Annotated in this window: 12 protein-coding genes; 11 read left to right on the top strand and 1 reads right to left on the bottom strand. The window is 42.1% G+C overall.

What is annotated here, in order from left to right; translation table 11 throughout:
• The first annotated feature begins 549 nt into the window (after nt 1-549).
• The 11 genes from R2R35_RS08175 (at nt 550) to nagB (ending at nt 16,498) form a co-directional block, all read left to right on the top strand.
• Entirely contained in the window at nt 550-1,458 is a 909-nt protein-coding gene (locus tag R2R35_RS08175) for a metallophosphoesterase family protein (protein WP_317734004.1), read from the top strand.
• 74 nt (nt 1,459-1,532) lie between these two features.
• Entirely contained in the window at nt 1,533-2,465 is a 933-nt protein-coding gene (locus R2R35_RS08170) for an ABC transporter permease (RefSeq protein WP_317734003.1), read from the top strand.
• Nucleotides 2,466-2,529: 64 nt separating this feature from the next.
• Nucleotides 2,530-4,275: an extracellular solute-binding protein gene (locus R2R35_RS08165; protein WP_317734002.1), complete on the top strand. Its 1,746-nt coding sequence runs from the start codon at nt 2,530-2,532 to the stop codon at nt 4,273-4,275.
• Between the two features lie 81 nt (nt 4,276-4,356).
• On the top strand, nt 4,357-5,259 hold the full coding sequence (locus tag R2R35_RS08160; RefSeq protein WP_317734001.1) for a carbohydrate ABC transporter permease: 903 nt from the start codon (nt 4,357-4,359) through the stop codon (nt 5,257-5,259).
• 417 nt (nt 5,260-5,676) lie between these two features.
• Nucleotides 5,677-6,609: a carbohydrate kinase family protein gene (locus R2R35_RS08155; RefSeq protein WP_317734000.1), complete on the top strand. Its 933-nt coding sequence runs from the start codon at nt 5,677-5,679 to the stop codon at nt 6,607-6,609.
• Nucleotides 6,610-6,788: 179 nt separating this feature from the next.
• Nucleotides 6,789-8,162: a family 4 glycosyl hydrolase gene (locus R2R35_RS08150; RefSeq protein WP_317733999.1), complete on the top strand. Its 1,374-nt coding sequence runs from the start codon at nt 6,789-6,791 to the stop codon at nt 8,160-8,162.
• Nucleotides 8,152-11,310, top strand: a complete 3,159-nt coding sequence (locus R2R35_RS08145) for an alpha-mannosidase (protein WP_317733998.1) — start codon at nt 8,152-8,154, stop codon at nt 11,308-11,310. Before R2R35_RS08150 ends, R2R35_RS08145 begins: the two co-directional genes overlap by 11 nt.
• A 35-nt stretch (nt 11,311-11,345) precedes the next feature.
• A complete protein-coding gene (locus R2R35_RS08140; RefSeq protein WP_317733997.1) occupies nt 11,346-12,635 on the top strand; it encodes a glycoside hydrolase family 125 protein in 1,290 nt (429 codons plus the stop codon).
• 128 nt (nt 12,636-12,763) lie between these two features.
• On the top strand, nt 12,764-14,332 hold the full coding sequence (locus tag R2R35_RS08135) for a hypothetical protein (protein ID WP_317733996.1): 1,569 nt from the start codon (nt 12,764-12,766) through the stop codon (nt 14,330-14,332).
• Between the two features lie 34 nt (nt 14,333-14,366).
• Nucleotides 14,367-15,551, top strand: coding sequence for an MFS transporter (locus tag R2R35_RS08130; RefSeq protein ID WP_317733995.1), 1,185 nt, complete (start codon nt 14,367-14,369; stop codon nt 15,549-15,551).
• A gap of 212 nt (nt 15,552-15,763) precedes the next feature.
• Nucleotides 15,764-16,498 (top strand): glucosamine-6-phosphate deaminase, encoded by a 735-nt coding sequence (gene nagB / locus R2R35_RS08125; RefSeq protein ID WP_317733994.1) that lies wholly within the window; start codon nt 15,764-15,766, stop codon nt 16,496-16,498.
• Between the two features lie 31 nt (nt 16,499-16,529).
• Here the strand turns inward: nagB and R2R35_RS08120 are convergent, their stop codons facing one another.
• Nucleotides 16,530-17,651: a pyridoxal phosphate-dependent aminotransferase gene (locus tag R2R35_RS08120; RefSeq protein ID WP_317733993.1), complete on the bottom strand. Its 1,122-nt coding sequence runs from the start codon at nt 17,649-17,651 to the stop codon at nt 16,530-16,532.
• Nucleotides 17,652-17,739: the final 88 nt, after the last annotated feature.

The raw sequence follows: 17,739 nt of genomic DNA, 5'->3' as shown, positions 1-17,739 counted from the left end.
GGATGGCAAAGGGACAGCAGGGATGACAAGGGGACGGCAGTTTGCAGAACATAGAAAGAATTCATGCTTCGATTACAATATATAAGAAGTCCTATTTCTCTGAAGATTCTGTGCTTGGCATATCCTCAAACAGATAACTCGCTGCGCTCAGACAATCTGTTTGTGGATATAGCACAGAATCTTCAGAGAAAAGGACTTCTAATATATTTCCATAGGCGCATTCATCCTTTCTATGTTCTGCAAACTGCCTGCGCTTTGAAAGCTTTTCGGTGTTTGCTGAAAAGATTGGAAGATTTTGCAGAGTAGTTACCTGTATGATATATGGTCTATTGGTAGTTAGATACAAGTAAATGGGACAAGAAAAGAGTAACTGGGAAAAAAGACCCCTAAAAATAAATACCCCTAAAAATGTAAATATTCTAAAAAGCAAATACCCTATAAACAACAAATACCTTAAATTAGTATACCAATGAATAAGCGATTACTCATAGATAAGGAAGAATTATAAAATTATATAGAAAGATTGCGTTAAGCAAAAAAGGTGTAAGTATGAAAAAAGTGCTGAAGTTCCAAAATGGTAAATTTAAGATCATGCAGTTTACGGATTTACATTATGTCGATGGTAGCAGTGTTGATGAGAAGACCATTCATCTGATGAGAAGTCTTCTTGCAGCTGAAAAGCCTGATTTTGTTATGATAACAGGAGATACCGTTTATGGAGTGGATAATCTGCAGGGACTTGACAGGGTACTGGAGCCTCTTGTGGAGGCTGGGGTTCCCTGGAGCTTTGTCTTTGGGAACCACGATGCGGAGGAAGGGGTCGGAAAAGAAGTTCTGTTTAAGAAGGTTCTGGATATGCCTGGTTCTATGGTGTTTCATGCAGAGGATTCCGGATTTGGTATCGGGAATCACTATTTGGAAATCAAAAATGATATTGATGAGACTGAGTGGGTTCTGTTTGGATTAGACAGCGGTAGCTACAATGTCTTATCGGACATAGGTGGATATGACTATATCAGGGAGGAGCAGATCAGATGGTTCCGTAAGGCTATAAAAGAACTGGGGGTTAGTTACGGTGATTTTGCTTCGTTATTGTTTCTGCATATTCCGCTGCCCGAATATAAGGAGGTATGGGAAAGTAAATGCTGTATAGGTAATAAACTGGAGGAGGTGTGCTGCCCTGCCGTTAATTCTGGTTTTTTTACCGCTTTGCTGGAGGAAGGTCATACAAAAGGTGTCTTTGCCGGACATGACCATATTAACGACTATATCGGAAATTTACATGGTATACAGCTTGGATACGGGAGGGCTACCGGATACAACACTTATGGCAGAGAAGGATTCTTACATGGAGCCAGAATTATTCTGCTGGAAGAAAGGAACAAAGGCTCCTTTGAGACCTATCTTCGATTAGAAGACGGCAGCATTGTTTCGGCTGTAGAAATATGCACTGAATAAAAAAGTTTTGTCCATTGTGAGAAAATCGAGATTTTTCTATAATTGGGTTATATCAAGAAAGAGGTGTGAGCTGAATGAAACAACCAAGGTCGATGGATAATAATTCTTTGGGTAGAAGGCTAATTAAATTTTGGCCCCTGTACCTGATGCTGGTACCATGTATCATTTATTATATTTTAATATGCTATGTACCTATGGGTGGAATTGTATTAGCGTTTAAGGATTATTCCTTCAAAAAAGGAATATGGGGCAGCCCCTGGGTGGGATTCCGTTATTTTGAGACCTTTTTCAATAGCTTTGATTTCACAAGACTTTTAAAAAACACCCTTACGGTTGGTCTGATCAAATGTATTCTGGAATTTCCTTTTGCGATTATTCTTGCTTTGATGCTGAATGAAATTAAGAATATGAAATTTAAGAAGATTACCCAGACTATTACCTATCTGCCTCATTTTTTATCTACCGTTATTATTGTTACCATGCTACAGAGAATACTGGCCCCCAATACAGGCGTTCTAAACCAGATTATTGGCAGTATGGGAGGCGATCCCGGAACCTTTTTTATGATGGAGCCTAAATACTTCTTCCAATTGTTGTTTTCCATGGACTTATGGAGAAATATCGGATGGGATTCTATTATGTTCCTGGCAGCCATCAGTGGCGTGGATCCGTCCTTATATGAAGCTGCCGGCATTGACGGTTGTTCTAAGCTAAAGAAAATCCGTCATATTACCATTCCCGGCATTCGCGGTACGATTGGTCTGTTGTTTATTATGGGTGTGGGTGGTATGTTATCTACTGGTTTTGAGCAGATCTATCTGCTTCGAACCCCCGGAAATATGACGGTTGCTGATACTTTGGATACCTTTGTGGTTCGGGTTGGTCTTTTAAACGGACAATTTGGTTATGCTACGGCTATCGGATTGATTCAGGGTATTGTTGGATTGATATTGGTGGTTATCTGCAATAAACTGTCCAAAAAATTTACAGAGGTCAGCCTCTGGTAAACTTGAATGCTCTCTACTGCTATAAGGGAAGCAGAGATAATATATAATTTATGGGAGGAACATTATGAGAAAAATATTTCAGAAGCGCTTTTTAGCCACAGCTTTGGTTGTTGTGATGGCAGCTTCAGCTCTTGCGGGCTGCAGCAGCAAAGCAGATGATAAGAAAAGCAGCACAGAAAATGAAAGTACTGCAGAAAACAGGCCGGATACCTGGATTGCTGACAGAACCATTACCATTCAGGCTTATGTAGATGATATCGGTAATAATCTGCCACAGGATCTTAACAGCACACCGGTTATGCAGGAGATTACAAAACGTACGGGTATTAAACTGGATATCCAGTATACACCCGGAGACAGCGATGCCAGTGTAATGGCAGCGCAGATGGCTTCAGGAACTATTCCGGATGTAATTATTTCTTACCTGGACAATTCCACCAGACCTGAGTTTCCTATTTTATTGAAAGCTGCCAGAGAAGAGATGTTTGCGGATGTTTCCGGTTTATTGCCTGATACAAAGGTTTATAAACGTTATTTGGAAGACGGTTATTTACCTGATGATGCTAAGAAGAACATTACCTTCCGTGATGAATTTAACGGAGCAGCTTATATTCTTCCTTTATATATTTCTGCCGAAGACAGAACCTTGGAATACAATCCTCAGGATGCTTTTGTTGGTGGTATGTATATACAGAAATCCATTGTTGATGCACTGGGAATCGACCCTACTCAGATTAAGACGCAGGATGAGTTCTATGATCTCCTGGTTAAGATTAAAGAAGGCGGCTTTAAAGATGAAAATGGAAATCCTGTTTACCCCTTGGGACCGAAATTCTGGGGAGGTTCTGTTGATACCTTAAAATATATTGTTCCCGGATATACCTGGGGTGTAAGCGATGGCTACAATATTCAGGAAGACGGCACCATCTTACACGAAGCCGACACAGATTATGTATATGATAAAATCAATTATGTAAGAAAACTTCTGGCCGACGGTTTAATGAATCCTGAGTTCTTTACCATGGATCCTACCCGTGCTGAAGAAGTTTCCAGATCACACAATTCTGCGATTATTGCCGATGTTCACAACTATCAGGATATTGTATACACCTCTGATGAATGGATTCCTTTGGGACCTTTAAATGATTTCACCGGAGACAATTCCAGGGTTGTACACGGAAAGACACAAAACGGTGCCTGGGCAATCTCCTCAGAGGCTGAAAACCCCAAAGAGATACTTGATTTCTTTGATTACCTTGCAACAACTGAAGGTCATATCCTGAGTGAGTACGGCGTGGAAGGCGTAAGCTATACTATGGTGGATGGTAAACCACAGGTTACAGAAGATGTTCTTAATATGATCAATAACGGTGAAAAAGAAGCTCTTATTAATAACATAGGAGCAGGTTTTGGAAATGCCGGTTTCAACTTCTTTAACTTCATACAGACAAATGTAGATAATCTGGTGAACTTTGGTGAGAGCCGTCCTGGAGCAGCTTCCAGTGAGACTTTCAACCGTTCCGTTGAGATTGCCACCGAGTATCCGGTTAAACTTAAATTAGTTCCCGGTCTGGATGCTACAGCCTATTTGTCAGCAGATTCACTTACAGAAGTAAAAGCAAATATGGCCTTATTAAACTACAATGAGATGCTGGTACAGGCTATTTATGCAAGCTCTGACAGTGAAGTGAAGGATATTGTTGAATCCTTCAGAGCTCAGTTAAAAGTAGCTGGTAATGATGAATTTATTGCATATTTAACAGATCTCTATAAGAGCGACAGCAGCGCAATTGATTTTTACACCAAATAGGATAATTAATGGGATACCACTATGTAGTACAGGCTACTTCCAGGTGGTATCCCAATAAATGAAAGGACAGGGTGTGTTCGTATGAAAACAAAAAGCAGGATAAAAGCCACTGGTTCAGAACAGGCTCTTCAGATTCTTATTTATATTATTATAACCGTACTTTGCCTGATTATAATTCTACCCTGTATCAACATCGTGGCATTGTCCTTTAATGACGGTAAGGATGCTGCAAAGGGCGGGATTTATTTTTGGACCAGAGTTTTTACCTTGGATAACTATAAAGAGGTTTTTCGTGACGGCAAGATTATGAATGCTTACAAGATAACCATAGCACGTACAGTTATCGGAACATTGGCAAGTTTATTGGTTACCTCTTTTGCGGCTTATGCATTAAAGGAAAAGGATTTGCCGGGAAGAAAAATTATCACCATATTAATTACCTTTACCATGTTATTCAGCGGTGGTATGATTCCGACTTATATTCAGTTTAATAAACTGGGGTTAGTGAATAACTTTTGGGTATATGTAGTGCCAAGCTTAGTGAGCGTTACCTATTTACTGATGATGAGAACCTTTTTTGAAAATATACCTGTCAGTCTGGAGGAGTCGGCGAAGCTGGATGGCTGCGGATACTTCAGAACTTTTGCAAGAATCATATTACCTCTTAGTAAACCCGTACTGGCTGTTATTGGTCTGTATACTGCAGTAAACCATTGGAATGATTGGTTTGCAGGCTCCTTTTACATGAGAACCAGTGAGTTATGGCCTGTTCAGACGGTATTACAGCAGATGCTGTCAAAGGCTATGGGAGCAAAGAATGTATCTACGGTTGCGCAGGCAATCGCACAAAATGCTAATACAGTTACGACAGATTCCCTGAAAATGGCGGCGGTGGTAGTTACAACAGTTCCTATCCTCTGTGTATATCCCTTTGTACAGAAATATTTTGCCCAGGGTGCCTTGATTGGAGCTGTTAAGGAATAACAAAATACGAAATAGAGATTCTTTACCATTGTCTGATAATTAATATGATTATAAATGAGCTATTAATTATATTTGATGGTAAAGTTTTTTTTATAGAATTTTTAATGGTAAAGTTCTTATTATAGAATTTAATGGTAAAGTTCTTATTATAGAATTTGATGGTAAAGGTTCTTGTAATAGAATTTGATGGTAAAGTGTTTTATAGAATTTTTGATGGTAAAGTTCTTATTATTGAATTTGATGGTAAAGTTCTTTTATAGAATTTGATAGTAAAGTTCTTTTATAGATTTTGATGGTAAAGTTCTTTTATAGAATTTGATGGTAAAGTTCTTTTATAGATTTTCATGCTAAAGTTTTTATATAGAATACAGAGGATGTAGATTTTAAATTTATGTAAAAAGTCATAAGGAGGAAGAAATGGTAGAAAAAAAGTGGGATGCTTTCGTCTATGGCGATGTTAATATAGATATAGTAATACCCGGTGTGGAGAAGTTTCCGGCACCCGGAGAAGAAGATTTGGTTGATTGTATGGATACCTTTGTCGGAGGCGGAGCGGCCCTTTTCACGCTGGGACTTGGGAAACTTGGCTTAAACCCGGTATTTCAAGGCAGTATTGGTGAGGATTGTTACGGAAAGCTGATAAAAGACGAGTTTCGAAAGAATAATGTGGATGATTCTCTGTTGACAATCAGCCGGAGTAATAAAACAGGAATCTCCCTTAGTTTTACCAATGAAAAGGACCGCTCTTTTCTTACCTATCAGGGAACCAATGCAGAGCTTAATTTAGAGGCAATTGATTTTAACAAATTGGCACAAGCCAGACATATACATGTTACCCAATATGCAGGCAGTAAAAATCATGAACAGTATCTTTCCCTGTTAAAGAAGATAAAAGAGACAGGGGATATTACTGTTAGTTTTGATGTGGGCTGGGACAGCAGCGGAGAATGGTTTAAGGGAATTTATGAGCTGTTTCCCTATATTGATGTTTTGTTTATGAATGAAACAGAAGCAATTCATTACTCCGGAAAAGCCGAGGCAAAGGAAGCGATAGAAGATTTCTCAAGGCATTGCAGGATTGCAGCGGCAAAGCTTGGAAAGAAAGGGTCTATTGCTGTTTCGCAGGGAGCGTTTTATGAGGCCGCACCTTTTCGGGTAACTGCCGTAGACACCACCGGAGCAGGAGATTCCTTTAACGCAGGCTTTATCTATGGCTTCCTGAAGGGAAAGCCTGTAGGAGAGTGCCTTTTAACCGGAAATGCCTGCGGTGCAAGGTCTGTTACCGCCTATGGTGGTAATACAGCATTTCCTACGCAGGAAGAATTACTTAAATTTCTCAAAGAAAATTAACAAGGTTATTAATGAAACCAGGGAAAGTGCCAGGAATTACAGTTTATTCTCTTAGAGAGGATTTTTAAGAAGTTGATTCTGATGTACAAAGAGAAGACTTTATAAGGAGTACTACAGTGCTCTGTGTAAGCTTCATTTATCAGTTTTATGTCGCCTCAGATGGCGAAAGGGAGGAAATTATGAAAATTGCAGTAATTGGCGGAGCAGGTGTCAGGACGGTTATCTTTATTAACGGCCTGCTGGAACGTTATAAAAACTTAAACATAGATAAGGTTGTTTTGTATGATATCAATCAGGAGAAGCTAAAAGTGATAGGAAAGCTTTGCAGCCATGTAATAAAACGAAAGAACAGAGATCTGGTGCTGGAGACAGCGGACAATGCCATAGATGCTATCAGTGGAGCAGATTATATAGTAACTACCCTTCGCGTTGGGGGGGATCACTCCAGGGTCACCGATGAACAGGTTGCACTGGAGGAAGGTGTTATTGGACAGGAAACCACAGGAGTAGGCGGTTTTTCCATGGCAGTGCGTACCATTCCGGTATTATTGGAGTACTGTGAATTGGTTAAGAAATATGCGCCTGATGCCTGGATCTTTAATTTCACCAATCCCTCTGGTCTTGTGACACAGGCTCTTAGAAATGCCGGTTATGACCGCATTATCGGAATCTGTGATGCACCCAGCAGTACTAAATTCAGAATGGCAAAAGCTTTGGAGGTTGATGAGAAAGATCTGTATGTGGAATTCTTCGGTCTGAACCATCTTTCCTGGATTCAGAGCGTGAAAAAGAAAGGGACGGAAATACTGGAGGACTTATTAAAGGATGACAGCTTTTTATCCGGTATACAGGAATTCTCCATGTTTGATCCTACGCTGCTTCGCTCCATCGGTTTCTTACCCAATGAGTATCTGTATTACTATTATCACAGAGAGAAAGCCCTTGAAAATATCATAAAATCGGGAGCTACCAGAGGAAAGACCATCGAGGCTGTAAATATACAGATGATGCAGGAATTAAAAGAAATTGATATCGACGCCGATCCCGAGGCTGCACTTCAGATTTTCTTATATTACATGGCAATTCGTGAAGGTTCTTACATGAGTATCGAAACCGGAAGCAGTCATCAGGAGGAGATTAAGAAAGGTGAGCTGGAAGTACCGGACGGTATGGGATATGCCGGTGTGATGCTGGATTGTATCGAAGGGCTGCAAAGCGAGGAAGGACGTTATCTGGTGCTCTCCGTTGAGAATAACGGTTGTATTGCAGGACTTGAGGAGCAGGATGTCATCGAAGTTACCTGCAAGGTATCCTCAGAGGGAATTCAGCCTGTACCCATTGGTGAAGTGCCTGAGCCTTGCTATCTTTTAATCCGTATGATTAAGATGTATGAGAAGCTGACAGTAAAAGCAATTGAGAGTAATTCCAAGGAAATTGCCATTCAGGCTCTTACGCTGCACCCCTTGGTAAACTCCTATTCCCTGGCAAAGAAACTGGTAGCGAAGTATGATGCGGTTTATGGCGGAATCTTAGGAGGCAGAAATGCCCTTTGATTTTCATAACCAGGACAGAATAGGACATCTAGTGGAAGAGCTGGCTGAACTGCGCTACAGGCAGCTGCAGGACATTCCGGGATTTCAGTGGTATGAAGATGACGGAGGAATTGGGAATGCAGACCCTAAGGGAACACCGGAAGAGGTCCGTATCGGACACCGTTGGAAGGGGTATGACCGTTACAACTGGCTGTGTACCAGCATCAGGATTCCGGATGAACCGATAACCCAGGAGGTCATTGGCCTGTTTGATTTTGGTGTACCGGTGGGAACTGGTAATAACAGCCATTTTGAAAGCCTTTTGTATCTTAACGGAAAGCCTTACCAGGGAGTGGACGGTAATCACAAAGAGGTATTCCTTGATATACCGGTAAACGGGCAGGAACTGGAACTTAAATTTCGGGTTTGGTCCGGTCTGAATGGCGGAGGAGAGCCAAAGGAAATGGTAATGGAGCTGGAACGTGCCCAGATAGGTGTGCTCGATCATCCAACGGATGACTTATACTTTCTTTCCAGAAGCGTACTGGAAACCTATGGGTTACTGGAAAAGGGCAATGAGCACAGGGAATGGCTGTTAAATGTATTGGTAAAGGCTTTCCAGCTGGTGGATTATACGGAGCCTGGTTCGATAGAGTTTTACCAAAGCACTGAGAGGGCATATGCTTACCTTAATGGGCAGATGGACGGAAGAGGAAAGCCTGAGGTTAAGGTCAGTATGCTCGGACATACCCATATTGATGTGGCCTGGCTGTGGAGAATCCGCCATACCAGAGAAAAGGCTGCCCGCTCCTTTTCAACGGTAAACAGGATGATGGAGCGATACGACCATTATTCCTTTTTGCAGTCCCAAGCCCAGTTATATGATTATATGAAGCAGGATTATCCGGAGGTTTATGCTCATATCAAGAAAAGAGTTGCAGAAGGCAAATGGGAGCCCTCCGGTTCCATGTGGGTGGAATGTGACTGCAATCTTGCCAGCGGTGAGTCTATTGTAAGGCAGATCCTTATGGGAAAGAACTTCTTTCAGAAAGAATTCGGTTATCAAAATGATTTTCTGTGGCTCCCTGATGTCTTTGGCTATTCCTGGGCACTTCCCCAAATCTTAAAAAAATCAGGGATAAATACTTTTGTCACTACGAAAATCAGCTGGAATGATACCAACAGGCTGCCATATGACACTTTTACCTGGCGTGGTATAGACGGAACAGAGATTCTTGCCCACTTTATCACCACTACAGACCTGGATTCTGATTCCTATACCTATAATGGGGATACAAGGCCTTATGCGGTAAAAGGTGTTTGGGACAATTATAAGAATAAGGATCTGAATCGTGACCTTTTGATTTCTTATGGCTATGGTGATGGAGGCGGAGGCCCTAACAGGGATATGCTGGAGACACTGAAGCATTTAAATAAAATACCCGGACTGCCTTATGTGCAAACAGAAACGGGTAAGGAATACTTTAAACGCCTGCATAACAATATCAGAGAAAATGCTCTGGAGGGTTATTTACCTGTTTGGGATGGAGAGCTTTACCTGGAATTTCACAGGGGAACGTATACCTCTCAGGCATACAATAAAAAGATGAACCGCCGTCTGGAGTATATGCTGTATCAGACCGAGCTTCTTTCCGTACTGGCTGCTGAAACTGCCGGAATTCCATATGAAGAGCAGGTTATCTCAGAGGCACTTAAAATAATCCTCTGCCAGCAGTTTCATGACATTCTTCCGGGGTCTGCTATCAAAGAGGTTTATGAGGACAGCCATACAGAATATGAGAAAGCACAGGCACTGCTTAAGAGAGTACTGGAAAAGACCTATGCTGCCTTATGTATCAACGAAGAAAATACCTACACCCTATGGAATAACCAGAACTGGAAGCGAAGCACTTATGTGGAGCTTTCAGCCGGCTCAGAAGCAGAGGGCTTTACAGACAAGCAAGGAAATGACCTGCCCTGTATTATAAAAGATGGTAGAGCTCTTGTTTTTGTTAAAGATATGGAACCCTTTTCCTTTACCAATATCAGAAGGGTTACAAAGCCTGTTCCCACTGAGAGGAATAAGAAGGAAAGCAGCATAACAAAAGGGAATACGGCTGCCACAAAATATTATGAAATAAGCTGGAATGAACAGGGACAGCTTACAAGGCTCTTTGACAAAGAAGCAGGCAGGGAGGTTCTTTCCGGGGAGAAATGCGGTAATGTTCTTCAGATATTTGAAGATAAACCAAGATGCTTTGATGCCTGGGAGTTAGAGCCCACCTTGAAGGATAAGCTGGAACTGGTGAAAGACTGTATGGGAATTGAGTCAGAGGAGAATGGCATAGGAATTTTTGTTATGTTCAAATGGAGATACCATAAATCTGTTATCCGCCAGACTATGTGCCTGTATCATGAAAAGAGAAGAATCGATTTTAAAACAGAGGTGGAATGGCAGGAACGTCAGAAGCTTATGAAGGTGGCCTTTCCCGTTAACATCCGGGCAGTTGATGCAAGGTTTGACATACAATTTGGAAATATCCGCCGCCCTATTACCAGAAACAACAGTTGGGAAGCTGCCAAATTTGAAGTTGCAGCCCATAAATGGGCGGATATCAGTGAGGCGGGTTATGGAGTTGCATTGTTAAATGACTGTAAGTACGGCTATGATATCCTGGAGGATACTTTGCGTCTGACCTTGATAAAATCAGCGGTGGATCCGGATTATACCGCAGACCTGGGACAGCATGAATTTACCTATTCCCTCTATCCTCACAAGGAGGAATGGTACCGCAGCGGACTGGAGGAGGAAGCCTTTGACTTAAATGTCCCTATCATCCCGATAAACGGAAGGAGCAGGGCAGGAGAAAGCAGTCTGCTTTCCTTTGACAAGAAGAATGTCGTGATAGACTGTGTCAAAAAAGCTGAAAATTCCTCCTGGTATGTAATTCGTCTCCATGAGTTTACCGGAGGAAGAGGTAAGGTAAGACTGACCGGCAGCCTTACCGTAAAGAAATGGTATGAATGCAACCTTATGGAGGAGCCTGTAGGAGAGGTTTCCGAGAATGAGGTGGTATTCGATGTAAAACCTTACGAAATAAAGAGTATAATGGTTCAGTTTAATGGAGGATTTGAGGGCGGAGGAATCGTTCCTGGTATAAAAGGGTAAGAAGTTGCCGCTTTTGGCGGCGGAATGGAGTAGATATGAGTACGGATTTGAAACAGCAACGCCTGAACGAGGCGGTTAGCGAGATAGCAGAGAAAGTTGCTTCTCGCTTTCAGGACAATCAGAAATTATACCAGACCTTTATCAATTGTTTTGAGAGTACGGCAAAGACTACTACAAAATTTCTGAAGGAGGATGAGGTATTTGTATTTACGGGAGATATTGCAGCTATGTGGCTAAGGGATTCTTCTGCGCAGGTGGTGCACTATCTTCCTTTTTTGAAGGAGTACGACATTCTGGAGGAATTTGTAAGAGGTCTTATTAAGAGGCAGATGAAATATATACTCATTGATCCTTATGCCAATGCCTTTAATGAAACAGCTAACGGCAACTGTTGGGAAGTGGATATCACGAAAAGCAATCCCTGGAACTGGGAGAGGAAATATGAAGTGGATTCTTTATGTTATCCTGTCTGGCTACTGCACGAATATTATGAAAGAACTGGTAATCGTCATATCTTTACCTTTGAAGTTAAATTGGTCTTTGAGGAGATTATAAGGCTGTGGGCCAAAGAGCAAAACCATGAGACGCAGTCAGATTATTCTTTTGTCCGTCTTAACTGCCCGCCTTCTGATACGCTGACCAGAGAAGGAAAAGGTGAACCAACCGCCTATACGGGGATGACCTGGTCAGGCTTTCGTCCCAGTGATGATGCCTGCCGTTATGGATATTTGATTCCTTCCAATATGTTTGCGGTGGTGGTACTAGGTTATATGGAGAAATTCCTTAGAGAATTCTATAAAGATGCTGAGCTGGCAGAGCAGGCGGCAAAGCTTAAGGATAGTATAGAGCAGGGCATCCGTCAGTACGGCATCGTTGAGACAGAGGAGTATGGTAAAGTATATGCATATGAAACGGATGGTCTTGGCAGCTATAACTTAATGGATGATGCCAACGTTCCAAGTTTATTATCAATTCCCTGGCTGAAATACCGGGAGAAGGACGATTCCATTTATGAAAATACCAGAAGGTTCCTTTTAAGCCGAAATAATCCTTATTATTACGAAGGCACAGCCGCAAAAGGTATTGGCAGCCCGCATACACCTGACCAGTATATCTGGCACATTGCCCTGACCATGGAGGGACTTACAGCAGCAGAGCAGGAAGAGAAAGTAAGGCTTCTAAACACCCTTTTGTCTACAGATGCGGATAAAATGGTAATGCATGAGGGGTTCTGTTGTAATGAACCAAAGCTTTATACAAGAGAATGGTTTGCCTGGGCCAACTCCCTGTTTGCCCTGTTTGTAATGTCACTTTACGAGCAATAGAATTATTTCATCTGTAAAGGCTGAAAGGAAAAACGAATGAACAGAAAGGATGCCACACTAGGTTTCTTTCAGCCTGTTTTATTAGTGGCAATACCTCAGACCTGTCTGCGGTATGGAATGGTGTACACATGAAAAACTATACCTTTGATACTACCATAGAGCTGGATGTCCTTAAGAATTATCTGGACAGATCCGTGACGGCTGCCTTTTTCATACACACAAAAACCTTAGAGGATGACTTAAGAGCCATTAAAAATCTGGGCGTTAAGTTTATCGGAAGAGCCTCCGGCGTATGGTATCCGGACCTTGATGATGAAGAGCATTTTGAGAAGTCAAAATATCTGGCAGACCGTGTTCACGAAATTGATTCAGAGATTATTCTCCAGGCTTGTGTTTTTGAAGCGGTATACAGGCATATCGAAAATTTTAAAGTTCCGGCATATGTATTTGAAGCCTTTGGACTACCCGTGGAAGACCGTGGTTTCCGATTTGAAGAAATGCGGTTTCCGGAGGCCCCCAATGGATTTATCTGGGGAGAAGACGGAGCACTTCCGGATATAAACCGCCTGGAAACCAGACTGTGGTTCTATTACCGGGCAACCAGGTACATCGATGCAGGCTATGAAGCCCTTCATATGGGACAGATTCACCTTTACACTGCCAATGACCGTGGTATGGTGAAAATGTCGGAATTGATGGAGATGATACGCAGCTATGGAAAAGAGCATGCAAGAAGGCACAAGGTATTGATGGATGCACACAGTCACGGCATTAACATAAAGGGAAGGCTGCTTCTGGACTATCATGCCATGCCTTTTACCAGATATCCGGTTACAGACAGAGCCGGTGAGAAGCTGGTGCTGGTAAAGGAGGGCTACAGTGAAGGGGGTCTGAATCCCAATGGCTGGAGTGCGGATTCCATGCCTTATCTGATGGAGTATGATAACTGGGGCGGTAGAGTAATAGAGGACTTTGAGAGCATCAGCTATGAGGAAAGGGCCTGGAAGGATTGGTGGGGTTATGACCAGATCGGATGGTTTGCCAACCAGGATGAGGCTGGACAGAAACATTTCCTTGCATATACCTATAAATGGACTGCAATCACTCATTCCAATGCTTCTTTTCAAATCCCCTTCCGCCGAAGCCTGGAAAGTGCGGCAGTGAAGATGGAGCGAGCTGATAATGGTAAAGAGGATATGCAGGATTATTATCAGATAAACAAAAAAAGTGCTGACTGCCCTATGGGTTTTAACATGGAAGAGACAGTGAAAGAACTCTGGGAGACTGGTGATAAACTGCGCATACTTGCAGGAAACCCTGCTGATCTTATGGATTATGGAGCCAAGAATGTTTTTGACCCGGAAACAGGCTATAAATTACCGGAGAAGATTGTTGTATATGGAAGTTTCCAGCCCTTGGTAGGAGCAACCCATAATGATTCAAACAGCGAAGTTACGAGAATGTACTATATCGGAGACAATACTTACACCCTTTCCCTGGTAATTCCATTTGCAGGGGAATATGATTATGCCGTTTCCACTTATGGAACTCTGTCAGCTACTTATTGTTATGATACCTATCCCAGAAGTGGTTCCTCCAATAAAGGTTATTTTAAGGTGGAGAAGGATAATACGGTAGTGCGCTTCCGTTATCGTTTCATGGATAATAATGTAACAATAGAAGTATTTAAAGACTGAGAAAGGGATAATTCAGGATATAAGAGCTATGTTGATGCAAAAGAATAGAAAGATGCTTCTATTTATCAGTTTTATGCTTATCATGATTGTTATGGGAGCAAGCGACAGCCTGCGAGGTCTCTTTGGTATGGTGTTTCAGGAACATTTTCAGCTTACCAATACCCAGGTGTCAATGATAATCACAGTCAGCTATTTGGGAAACCTTGTGTTTTTGTTCTTCGGGGGGTATTTTCTGGATACCTTCCCAAAGAAGAAAGTGTTTCTGGCTGTATTAGGAATCTGGATGTCAGGTGCGCTTTTGTTCCTGCTTACGGAGAGTTATGTATTTCTGCTGGCAGGTATGTTCCTGTGTATGGGAGCGTCCACACTTCTTAACACTACCATTAATATACTTGTTCCCGTTGTCTTTGCAGCGTCCCCGGGGCTGATCGTAAATGTATTGTTTTTTGTCCAGGGAATAGGAACCAGTGGCAGTCAGAATGTAATCGGAAGGTATTCCGCGAATTTTACCAGCTGGAAGACGGTTAACCTGCTGCTTTTCCTACTGGCAATTGGAGGAGCAGTATTATTTGGTTTAAATGAGCTGCCCCAGATAAAGAAAGAAAAAGAAGTGAAGGTATCCTATGGGGCGATTATGAAAACACGCGCCTTCCTGTTTCTCACCCTGCTCTTTGGTACATATTTTATTGCCGAACACGGTGTTTTGAACTGGCTGATGATGTATGGAACAAAAGAGCTGAATTTTGAAAATGGCAAAGCAGCCGGATATCTGTCTGTTTTCTTTGCAGGAATGACAATTGGACGTCTGGTATTTGCACCGGTGGTACAAAGAATAGGGGTATCAAAAAGTATCGGTATCTTCAGTACGGCGGGAATGATTTTGTATGTGGCAGGGATTGCTTTTGGGAGCAGGGCTTTTCTATTGCTGAGTTTATCAGGTTTTAGTCTCTCTATTGTATATCCCACCCTTATACTTATGATCAGGAACTTTTATGAAGAAGACAGAATAGCCAGAGCAACTGGAGCCATTATCAGCCTTGCAACAATCTGTGATATCACTTTTAATATGATATTTGGAAAGTTAATAGACAGAATAGGGCTTGGTACTGCTTTTATCATTCTGCCTGCAAGCTTGGTGATATTCTGGATATTGTATCTGGTTTTTGTAAAGCTCATGAAAGGGGCTCATCCGGATTTGAGACACGGATTTAAAGGATAAAGACAGAAAGACAGAAAGACGGAAAGACGGAAAGACAGAAAGACAGAAAGACGGAAAGACAGAAAGACGGAAAGACAGAAAGACAGAAAGACGGAAAGACGGAAAGACGGAAAGACAGAAAGACAGAAAGACAGAAAGACAGAAAGACAGAAAGACAGAAAGACCAGAAATACAGTGAGATATAAGGAAAGACAGGCACAGGAGAATTAAAGATGCGAATATATAGAGCGACAGATTATGAGGATATGAGCAGAAAGGCGGCTAATATACTGTCGGCCCAGGTTATTCTTAAGCCTGACAGCGTTTTGGGGCTGGCAACTGGATCAACACCAATAGGAATTTACAAACAGCTGATTGAATGGTATCAAAAGGGGGATCTGGATTTTAAGGAAGTCAGGACGGTAAACCTTGACGAATACAAGGGAATCTCTCCGGAAAATCCACAGAGTTATCACTATTTTATGAAGGAGAATCTCTTTCGCCATGTGAATATCAATCAAAGCAATACCTATCTGCCGGATGGTCTGGCAAAGGACGGTGAAAAAGAATGCAGTCGGTTCAATGAAGTAATTGAACAACTGGGAGGAATCGATATACAGCTCCTGGGACTGGGGCATAACGGGCATATCGGGTTTAATGAACCCGGAGACAGCTTTGAGAAAGGCACCCATTGTGTTGCCTTGGCGCAATCAACGATAGAAGCCAATTCCCGTCTGTTCAAAGAAGGGGAAGAGGTACCAGGGGAAGCATATACCATGGGAATTCAGAGTATTATGATGGCCAGAAAAATCGTACTGGTTGTCAGTGGCAGGGACAAGGCAGAGATATTAAAAGCTGCAATAAACGGTCCGGTGACACCTTTGGTACCAGCCTCAATCTTACAGCTGCACAATGATTTTCATGTGATAGCTGAGAAAGAGGCTGCGGCATTATTGGAGTGTGAGTGATATTTTGGTAAATTATTGAAAGTATCTGCTTTCAGATCAAGCTTTCTTTGAGATAGTCCAGTAGTTTGTCATTCGCTTCTTCCGACATAAAGCAAAAACGTATAAAGTGGTTGTTTAATAAAGGGAAGTTGCTGCAGTCACGAAGCAGCATTCCCTTTTTTATTGCGCCTTCGAATAATTCATAAGAGGTGGGACTGCTCTTTTGTACCTGAAGTAGGATAAAGTTGGCAGAGGGTTCGTAAAATTTTATATCCGGTATGTCCTTTAATGCAGTCACTATACGCTGTCGTTCTTTCTGGGTAAAGTCTCTGGTTGTACCAATATATTTTTCATCTGCAAACATGATCTCACCTGCAAGGGAAGCAAGTGTGTTGATTGTCCAGGGATTTTTGCGGCGGTTAACCTTAGCGATGAGCTCCTTATCCCCGACAACTGCATAACCCAGGCGAAGTCCCGGAGCGGCAAAAAACTTAGAGATTCCTCGGATGATAATCAGCCTGCTGTAATCTGCGATGAGGGAAACCGCCGTAATGGCATTCACAACAGGAGCAAATTCCACATAGGTCTCATCTACCATACAGTAAATGTTTTTCTCCTGACAGCAAGTAAGGATATCCTCCAAGGTATCCTTTGTAAGAGCAGAGGAGGTCGGATTGTTTGGGTTGCAGATTACCAGAAGCTCATACCCTTTGGATAACTTTGCTTTTAAAGCGTCACAGTCTAAGCGAAAATCCTCTTCCTCTTTTAGAGGGAAGTAGTCAATCCTGCTTCCTGCCAGCGTGAGCTCCCGCTCGTACTCAGAGTAAGTAGGGCTAAGGATCAGAGCCTTTGAGGGGGAAATAAACTGAATCATTAATGAGATCAGTTCCGTAGAACCGTTTCCAACCAGCACATCTTCTCTGGTTATGGGAGAACCGGTTCCTCTGTCTTTGTTCAGATAATCGGTGATACTCTGCCTTAAGGAGGTATATTCCCTGTCCGGATAATCAGTTATGGCATCGATGCGCTCTGATAAGGACTGACGCAGCAGGGGAGATATTCCCAATGGATTAACGTTTCCTGCAAAATTAACAAGCTCTTCTTTCTTAATCCCATAAAGGGCTTCTATTTTTTCTAAATCACTTCCGTGAAAATGTTCTTTCGAGGTTATCATAACTATCCTTTCCCTTGCGAAATCCTGTCGATTAGTGTTATAATAATTATAATATAAAGGAAGAAAAATGCAATACAATACAAAAATA

This window comes from Anaerocolumna sp. AGMB13020 (genome assembly GCF_033100115.1).
Lineage (GTDB): Bacteria > Bacillota > Clostridia > Lachnospirales > Lachnospiraceae > Anaerocolumna.
This window is presented reverse-complemented; position numbering and strand designations above follow the sequence as displayed.